Below are 2,831 nucleotides of genomic sequence, written 5' to 3' on the forward strand. Positions count from 1 at the left end.
AAAATTCGACTTTGGTAAAATTCGTCGGTACATTCCGTTGCGACAGCACCAATTTGAATATCTGCTGGGTTGCAAGCCAGTTTTTTAAGTAAAAAAATAAGTTATTTAAGTAATTTTGATTCAGCGACAGTATATCGAGAACTTCCTGCCAATCCATTATTACAGCAGACTCTAAAATTGATAGTTGATATAGTGAATCATCTGTTTCTAATGGAAATTGTTGGCTTGCCCAAATCATCATAGTATCTTCTATTTGCTTTAATTGATATTGACTAAAAATATTTTTAACTAATTTGCTTCCAGATGTTTTTATGAGTCTATTTAAACGATATAAATTCTTCTCGAATAGCGATTCTAAAATATATTCTCTAACATAATTAATTGCTTTTTCATAACCGCAACGAGCCAGAACTAGCCACTCATTAATATCATTAGATACTTCAATTAAATCATCAAGAACGGGATGTTTACAATTAACTATTTCAATTAAATCCCACCAATATTCTGGGTCATGTAAACCTTCATTGTTATACCATTCATCAATTTTTGTACGTGCAATCTCTCCATATTCATCTGGAAAATGAGAAGCTAAGATTTCAAGTGCTGGAATAATATCGCAATTACGAGATTTATGAAATCTCTTAAATTGCTCCTTTGCACATTGAATCCACCAAGTTTCATCAACCCAAGCATCAACACCTTTTTGATAATAAGGACTGTTCCAGAGAAGATATTTTTCTCCCAAATACATAGCTTGTTTTGCTTCTGCTATAACTGTATCAGCCCATACTGTTAATTCTATTTTTGATGACTCTGATATTTCTAATATTTGAAAAGTCATATAGCAATCCTAAATGAGTCGTGAAAATCTTTCTATTATTATCTTGGCGTTCTCAGCGTCTTGGCGCTAAATAAGTTATTCCGACAATATCAAATATTTTTCGTGGACAATTACCCGTTGACGAGGCGGCATTTTGCTGGGCTTGCGGTTTAAGGCTGACTCTAGACCCTCGTTGACCAATCGTTCCCTTAGATTTGCGACTGTGTTACGGTGGCAACTAAATGCCGTGGCAGCTTCTGAGTCCGTCCATTCCTGCCCATTTACATCAATGTTTAACAAAATATTGGCGTGCTTAATTTTGTAAGCTGCGGCTTTGCCAGTTGATACCAAATCTTGTAGAGTTTGTCGTTCCTTTTGACTTAACCGGACAATATAGTTTTTGAACATGGTCAGTTATTGGGATATCTGAAAACGTTTACAGTCAATAGCCTCTCTATTTCCCTCAAACTCACAATTTTTAGCTTGACAGACCACTAGAGTCGAACGAGACAAATTAACAATCCGAGTTAAGCGCTATTTCAAAGGCAAAGGTTCGCAAAATATTGTTTTATCGGGATTAAACCAAACTTCGTGTCAAAATATCATCCAGAAAACAGGAGGTAGATATTTGTTTTTTGCCCAACCCCAAGATAAAAAGAACTGGAATGCTGTTTATGACGGTGCTTTTGGTTCGGTACGGGAATGGAATAAAAATATGGAAGCTGAGTTGAAAAAATTGGGTTTAATTAAGAATTAAAACCTGATTGTTTGTAATTATTTTTTTATTAATCAACGTTCCACCCCAGATTGGTAGGTTGCTCGTAAACCTTCTTCAAAGTATTCACATCCCTAGCTGAAATTAAGGGAGGATTCCTAACTTGAGAAAAGTACAATGCATCACTTGGTAATGGGCTATGTCCCCAAATTCCCAAAGCATGTCCAAGTTCGTGACGGAATGCAGCAACTAAGTATTTCCCCGTTTGACTGGGACTTAATAAGATAGTAAATTTATGATTTAAGAAATTATTTTTTGTGTATATTTCGTAGCTGGTTTGTGCCGATCGCGCACGAGGTGGATTTCCTTGAAGTGGTGGAGCTTTCCGCAAAATTGTAATATCAGCTAATTCTGCTTTTTCAACAAGCTGTAATGGTAAATAAGCATTCCATTCTGCGACAGTTTGGGAAATTACTTTTACCCATGCTTCAGCTTGATTTTTATTGGTATTTTGGGGAGTTTCGATAAAAATTTTAATTGGAAAATTAGACCAAATCAAATATCCTACCTGTGTGGATTTAACTTGCTCGAAATAATCACCATTATTATTTTGATCCTGCCATTTTTGTAGATTTTCTGGCAGAGGATGGATTTTTGCTGTAGAAAGATTATTTTTATTTACTTGATATTCCGGAATTTTGTTAAACAAACTAGGAGATGAGCTTTCAATATTTCTAGAAATACTTTTATAAACAGCAATAGACTGCAAGTTTGTTAAATAAACCAGCAGCCCAGTACAACAAATTATTCCTAGAAATACAAGTAAACGCTTTAAAAGGCGAGTAACTAAGATTTTAGGTTTTAGGTGGAGAATTTTAAAGTTTATTTTTATTTTCCCCATTTCCCTATTCCCTAATTTCTATTATTTATTTAGGCAACCAACCAGCACTTAATACTACAGTCAAACCGAGGAAAACGGCTGTTAATGCCCAAGTGACACGATTAAGAGTGTTTTCTGCACTTTTCGCACTACTAAATAATTGAGCTTGTCCTCCAATAGCACCGATTCCGTCACCCTTAGGGCTATGGAGTAATACTAAAATGATTAAAGCAACGGCGGAAAATGTCCAAATACCTTGAATTACGGTTGTAGCAGTCATAATAAAAATCGGGTGAATGAGAATTTAAATGAGCTTAGTAGAAGTTAGAAGTAATAAATTATGGTTCTTCCGTAGGTGTTATGCTGAACTTTAAACAATAATCTGGAATTTCCCTTTAATGACAAGGCTTTTGGGC

The 2,831-nt window shown here is 35.1% G+C and carries 5 protein-coding genes; 1 reads left to right on the forward strand and 4 read right to left on the reverse strand.

Features of this window, described 5'->3' with window-relative positions; translation table 11 throughout:
• Together CK510_RS28820 and CK510_RS28825 are read right to left on the reverse strand one after the other, a co-directional pair.
• Window positions 1-841 (reverse strand): hypothetical protein (locus CK510_RS28820; protein ID WP_143289491.1); only part of this gene is annotated, 841 nt, incomplete at its 3' end.
• A 75-nt stretch (window positions 842-916) separates the two neighbouring features.
• A complete protein-coding gene (locus tag CK510_RS28825) occupies window positions 917-1,228 on the reverse strand; it encodes a COG3415 family protein (protein ID WP_095724899.1) in 312 nt (103 codons plus the stop codon).
• A 220-nt stretch (window positions 1,229-1,448) separates the two neighbouring features.
• Between CK510_RS28825 and CK510_RS34145 the strand changes: the two genes are divergently transcribed.
• Window positions 1,449-1,577 carry a hypothetical protein gene (locus tag CK510_RS34145; protein ID WP_281257103.1) on the forward strand — a complete coding sequence of 43 codons (129 nt, stop codon included), beginning with the start codon at window positions 1,449-1,451 and terminating at the stop codon, window positions 1,575-1,577.
• 28 nt (window positions 1,578-1,605) lie between these two features.
• On the opposite strand, the gene CK510_RS28830 is transcribed toward CK510_RS34145, so the two are convergent.
• Together CK510_RS28830 and secG are read right to left on the reverse strand one after the other, a co-directional pair.
• Window positions 1,606-2,436, reverse strand: a complete 831-nt coding sequence (locus CK510_RS28830; protein WP_095724900.1) for a peptidase — start codon at window positions 2,434-2,436, stop codon at window positions 1,606-1,608.
• Window positions 2,437-2,461: 25 nt separating this feature from the next.
• A complete protein-coding gene (gene secG, locus CK510_RS28835) occupies window positions 2,462-2,695 on the reverse strand; it encodes a preprotein translocase subunit SecG (protein WP_095724901.1) in 234 nt (77 codons plus the stop codon).
• Between the last annotated feature and the right edge of the window lie 136 nt (window positions 2,696-2,831).

It is taken from the genome of Brunnivagina elsteri CCALA 953, assembly GCF_002289455.1.
GTDB lineage: Bacteria > Cyanobacteriota > Cyanobacteriia > Cyanobacteriales > Nostocaceae > Brunnivagina > Brunnivagina elsteri.